Annotated in this window: 5 protein-coding genes and 1 pseudogene; 1 reads left to right on the forward strand and 5 read right to left on the reverse strand. The window is 70.9% G+C overall.

The window, feature by feature from the left end:
* Nucleotides 1–56: 56 nt before the first annotated feature.
* The gene (gene guaB / locus SACHA_RS0102675; RefSeq protein ID WP_019807010.1) at nucleotides 57–1,595 is read right to left on the reverse strand and encodes an IMP dehydrogenase; all 1,539 of its coding nucleotides are present in this window, start codon (nucleotides 1,593–1,595) and stop codon (nucleotides 57–59) included.
* Between the two features lie 84 nt (nucleotides 1,596–1,679).
* Here guaB and SACHA_RS0102680 point away from each other — a divergent pair, with 84 nt between their 5' ends.
* A complete protein-coding gene (locus SACHA_RS0102680; RefSeq protein WP_019807012.1) occupies nucleotides 1,680–2,093 on the forward strand; it encodes a DUF5319 domain-containing protein in 414 nt (137 codons plus the stop codon).
* Between the two features lie 262 nt (nucleotides 2,094–2,355).
* Here SACHA_RS0102680 and SACHA_RS0102685 read toward each other — a convergent pair whose 3' ends face one another.
* The 4 genes and pseudogenes from SACHA_RS0102685 to SACHA_RS25920 all read right to left on the reverse strand — a co-directional run.
* A complete protein-coding gene (locus SACHA_RS0102685; RefSeq protein WP_019807014.1) occupies nucleotides 2,356–3,288 on the reverse strand; it encodes an anti-sigma-D factor RsdA in 933 nt (310 codons plus the stop codon).
* Nucleotides 3,289–3,861, reverse strand: a complete 573-nt coding sequence (locus SACHA_RS0102690) for a sigma-70 family RNA polymerase sigma factor (RefSeq protein ID WP_007026374.1) — start codon at nucleotides 3,859–3,861, stop codon at nucleotides 3,289–3,291.
* Between the two features lie 364 nt (nucleotides 3,862–4,225).
* Complete coding sequence (locus SACHA_RS0102695) at nucleotides 4,226–4,822, reverse strand: response regulator transcription factor (protein WP_007026373.1); 597 nt, start codon at nucleotides 4,820–4,822, stop codon at nucleotides 4,226–4,228.
* Nucleotides 4,823–4,962: 140 nt separating this feature from the next.
* Nucleotides 4,963–5,177: pseudogene (locus SACHA_RS25920) on the reverse strand (hypothetical protein); the annotation flags it as partial.

Genomic DNA, 5,177 nt, shown 5'->3' on the forward strand with positions numbered 1-5,177 from the left:
GCGCCGGTCCGGCGTCGGGGCCGGGTCGCCGGGCGCGGGCGGGCCGGGCAGCCGGGTCAGCGGGTGGTGTAGTTGGGGGATTCGACCGTCATGGTCACGTCGTGCGGGTGGCTCTCCTTCAGCCCCGCCGAGGTGATGCGGACCAGCTGTGCCCGCTGAAGCTCGGGGATCGTGGTGGCGCCCGCGTAGCCCATCCCGGACCGCACTCCGCCCGCGAGCTGGTGCACCACACCGGACAGCGGGCCGCGGAACGGGGTGCGCCCCTCGATGCCCTCGGGAACGAGCTTGTCCTCGGAGAGGACGTCGTCCTGGGCGTAGCGGTCCTTGGAGTACGACCGGCCGCCGCCGCGCGACTGCATCGCGGCCAGCGAGCCCATGCCGCGGTAGATCTTGTACTGCTTGCCGTTCACCAGCACGACCTCGCCCGGCGCCTCGGCCGTCCCCGCGAGCAGACTGCCGAGCATCACCGACGAGGCGCCGGAGGCGATCGCCTTGACGATGTCACCGGAGTACTGGATGCCGCCGTCCGCGATCAGCGGGACCCCGGCGGGTCGGCACGCCTTGTCCGCCTCGTACACCGCCGAGACCTGCGGGACGCCGACCCCGGCCACCACGCGGGTCGTGCAGATCGAACCCGGCCCGACCCCGACCTTCACGGCATCCGCCCCGGCGTCCACCAGCGCCTGCGCACCGGCCCGGGTCGCGACGTTGCCCCCGACCACGTCGACGGTGTCGCCGAGTTCCTTCTTCAGGGTCGTCACCGTGTCCAGCACGGCGCGGGAGTGCCCGTGCGCGGTGTCCACCATGAGGACGTCGACCCCGGCGTCGGCCAGCGCCAGCGCGCGCTGGTGCCCGTCGGCACCGACCCCCACCGCCGCGCCGGCGATGAGCCTGCCGTCGGTGTCCTTGGTCGCGTCCGGGTACTGCTCGGTTTTGACGAAGTCCTTCACCGTGATCAGGCCGCGCAGCTTCCCCGCACCGTCCACGATCGGCAGCTTCTCCACCTTGTGCCGACGCAGCAGCCCGAGTGCCGCGTCCGCGGTGACCCCGACCTGCGCCGTGATCAGCGGCGCCCGGGTCATCACCTCACTGACCTGCTTGCTGTAGTCCACCTCGAAGCGCATGTCGCGGTTCGTGATGATGCCCACCAGCAGACCCGCGGCGTCGGTGACCGGGACCCCCGAGATGCGGAAACGGGCGCACAGCTCGTCCACCTCGGCCAGCGTGTCGTCCGGCGAGCAGGTCACCGGGTCGGTGACCATCCCGGCCTCCGACCGCTTGACGACCTCGACCGCCCGGGCCTGTTCCTCGATCGGCAGGTTGCGCTGCAACACCCCCATGCCGCCCTGCCGCGCCATCGCGATCGCCATCCGGGCCTCGGTCACGGTGTCCATCGCCGCCGACAGCAACGGCACCCGCAGGCTCACGTTCCGGGTGACATTCGTGCTCGTGTCGACCGTGCTCGGGATCACATCCGACTCCGCGGGCAACAGCAGGACGTCGTCGAACGTCAGCCCGAGCATCGCGAACTTGTCCGGGGTGCCCGCCGCCTCCTGCGGGTACGGCGGATCTGCGGGAGTGATGTCGCTCGTCATGGGGAACGGCCGACCTTCCTCGACGGAGTGAACAAGGGGGCTATGCGGACCTGTTAGCGATGGTAGCTGGACGCACCCCGGGGCATGCCCGGTACCGTGCGGGTCGTGCCGCACGAAGTCCTGCCCCCAGACCCGTTCGCTGACGACCCGAACGACCCGGCCCGGGAGTTCGCCATGCTCGACGACGCCGAGACCGAGGGCGAACCGATGGGCCCGGACGAGCGGTCGGAACTGCTCACCGACCTGTCCGACCTCACCGTCTACCAGGCTCTGCTGGAGCCGCGCGGGATCCGCGGAATCGTCGTCGACTGCGGCGAGTGTGACCAGCCTCACTACCACGACTGGCATCTGCTCCGCGCCAGTCTCGAACAGCTCCTCGCGGACGGCCAGATGCGTCCGCACGAGCCGGCCTTCGATCCCGACCCCGCGCTGTACGTGACGTGGGACTACTGCAAGGGGTTCGCCGACGGGATCACCGCGACCGAGAACGCCCGCTGAGCCGGGGCACACCGCTCCCTCCGTCCGTCCCGCCGACCCGGCGGGACGGACGGGGCGGATTCGTCCGTGGGATTCGGTGACGCCGGTGGAGCCACCCGGCACGCGTCACCACCGGAACATCACCGACACCGCGGTATCATCACCACCGCGGCACCGCCGCCACGGTGTATCACCGGCACACACCGCGGCAGGCGGAACCCGGGACGTCACCCGGCCGCCCGAGAAGAGATCACCCGGGGCTCCCGGGCCGTCCGACAGCGCGTCAGCTCGTCGGTAAGGGGTCGTCGGACTCGCCGGACGACGACGTGTCGTCCCGGTTCTCCCCGGACGACGACTCGTCGTCGGAGGAGGTCTCGTCCGACGACGAACTGGATTCCGTGGGCTCGGTCGAGGTGGGCGGTTCCGTCGACGGCACCGAGGACGTCTCGTCCAGTTCGGTTTCGCTGTTCTCGCTGGACGAGGCCGTCCCCGTCCCGTTCGTCGTGTCATCGGCACCGGTGCTCGACGTACCGTCGCTGCTCGACTCCGCCGGGGGCGGTTGCGGCGCGGGTTCGTCGAGTTGGGCCCGGAGTTCCTCGTGTCGGGCCCGCAGCCGGCTCTCCTCCTCCGTCACCACGTCGGAGAGTGTCTGCTCGGCCTGCCCGAGCGCGCTGCGGGCGTCGTCGTAGCGTTGCTGCGCGATCGCCAGATGAGCCTCGGCGAGGTCGGTCCGCACCGACGCCGCGGCCTCCACCGACGCCGCGTGATCCGAGTAGAGCACCGTGCTCAGCCCCCACAGCGTGTCGCCCGGTTGGGCGTCGCGCGCGGCCAGCGCCGTCCCGGTGAATCCGATGGTGAGCACGGCCGCCGCGGCGGCGACGGGGACGAGCATGCGTCGTCGGCCACGACCCGCGTACCGCCTGACCTGTGCGGCGGTGCGCACGGTGGTCACGGCGTCGGGTGTGTCCACCAGCTCCGGCATCGGCTCGCCGTCCACGTCCCGGCGCCAGGAGAGCAGCAGGGCGTGCAGCTCGGCGTCGTCGAGATCGTCCCCACCGCGGGGATCGGCGCCACCCAGGGCGTCGAGCAGCGCGTCGTCGGCCTGGATCGCGGACAGTTCCGTGGGCGGCACGAGCGCGTCGTCGTCCTCCGCGGGCCCGGGTCTGTATCCGGGGACGCCTGCGTGCCCGGGGTCGCCGCTGTCGTGCTCCGTCACTCAGACCACCTCCTCAGCGGCCAGTGCCTTACGCAACCGAGCGAGGGCGCGGTGCTGGGCGACCCGGACCGCACCGGGGGTCGAACCGACGGCCTCGGCCGTCTCCTCCGCGGACAGGCCGACGACCACTCGTAACACCACGATCTCGCGCTGTTTCTCCGGAAGTACCTGCAGCAGTTGCGTCATGCGCTCGTTCAGTTCGCCCTGCAACGCGCGCTGCTCCGGCCCGACGGCACGTTCGACCTCGTCCGGGACCTCGGCCACGGGCTCGGAACGGTTCCGCGACGCCGCGCGGTGGGCATCGGCGACCTTGTGCTGCGCGATGCCGTAGACGAACGCCAGGAACGGACGGCCCTGATCCCGGTAGGAGGGCAATGCCGTGAGCACTGCGAGACACACCTCCTGGGCCACGTCGTCTGCCGAAGCGAATGAACGCTCCTGTCTGCCAACTCTGGCGCGGCAGTACCGCACCACGAGGGGACGTATGGCGGCCAGGACCCGTTCCACGGCCTGAGGATCACCCTCGACAGCCGCGACGACCGACTCGTCCAGTCCATCCCCCACAGTGGCCATCGCAGACAACAGTCCCGGTGTTACGTGTAGGCGTGCAGAGACAACGGCGTGCGGCTCGGATCCGTCACGCCCGCACGCCGACGGCGCCTACCGTACCTTCCGGTGCCGCTCTTCTCGTCGACGGTCGCCCGGCGCGTCCTGCACCCCGCAACCTGCACTCCTCGGACGGTACCGCACTGGTCAAACTTTCAAGCGCCCGGTGGAAGCGGGGGCCGACGTGGACGCGGTCGTACGCTCCACGACCGGGCACGGGCCCCGGTGGGGACACGGGCCTGCCGGGACACAGAGTTCCGCCCCGTACCCGCGCGGCGGTTCCGCCCGCCGCCCGGGAGTTCCGCACGCGGTCACGGCCCATCCGGGCACGTCAGGAGACGAGACCGCGCCGGAAGCCGTGCGCGACCGCCTGGGCACGGTCCCGCACACCGAGTTTGCGGAACAGCCGCCGGGCATGGGTCTTCACGGTATCCTCGGAGAGGTAGAGCTCACGACCGATCTGACCGTTGCTCTTGCCCTGGCTCATCCCCCGCAGCACCTGGAGCTCGCGTTCGGTGAGCTGCACACCGGGATCCGAGGGCTGGCGTTGCGCCGGGACCGACGTGCTGGCGAGCGTGTGGGCGAGCGCGGCGACGAGTTCGGGACGGGACGCGTCCCACCGCAGATACCCGCGCGCCCCACCGGCGATGGCGGCGGCGATGCTGCCCGCGTCGTCCGGGGCGCCGAAGACGATGACGTTCGCCTGCGGATTGGCCGAGACGAGGCGCCGGGTGGCCTCCACACCGGTCGGCACGGCACGTTGGGTGCCCACGAGCACCACGTCGACCGGCTGCCGGGAGTACCGGGCGAGCAACTCGTCACCGTGCGCTACACAGTCGATGCGACTGACACCGGGAACGGCGGACATCACGCGGGTGAGCCCTTCGCGGACACTGCGTCGGTCGTCGCAGATCAAGACCGTCGTCACAGGGGTTCCTTCCTGCAGCCGGGTGACATTCCTCCTCCCCCATCGGACGCTTTAGGTGTCACCTTGACACGATCTGGTGGCTTTTTTTGCGGAAATCTTCGCCCAGATGTCGGCATCCCTGATACCGCGCAGGAAACGGGCTAGATCGGAACCCAGCCCGACCGGCGTGCGCAGCGACGTCCCACCGGATCGGTGGACAGTAACACTCCGTATAACTCGTCGGTAACCTCCGCGCGGTACCGGTCGGCACGCTCCGGGTGGAGGCCGGCGGCCAACGATCGCGCGGGCCACGACAGCGAGCGCCATCCGCGGGCCCCGGCCTCGGCCAGCACGTCCCGGACCAACTCCGCCGCCC

The organism is Saccharomonospora halophila 8, from assembly GCF_000383775.1.
Lineage (GTDB): Bacteria > Actinomycetota > Actinomycetes > Mycobacteriales > Pseudonocardiaceae > Saccharomonospora > Saccharomonospora halophila.

Excerpts from the sequence above, each read along its gene's own strand:
- SACHA_RS0102690 (WP_007026374.1), bottom strand. The coding sequence starts at position 3,861 with ATGGCCACTGTGGGGGATGGACTGGACGAGTCGGTCGTCGCGGCTGTC.
- SACHA_RS0102680 (WP_019807012.1), top strand. The coding sequence starts at position 1,680 with ATGCCCGGTACCGTGCGGGTCGTGCCGCACGAAGTCCTGCCCCCAGAC.
- guaB (WP_019807010.1), bottom strand. The coding sequence starts at position 1,595 with ATGACGAGCGACATCACTCCCGCAGATCCGCCGTACCCGCAGGAGGCG.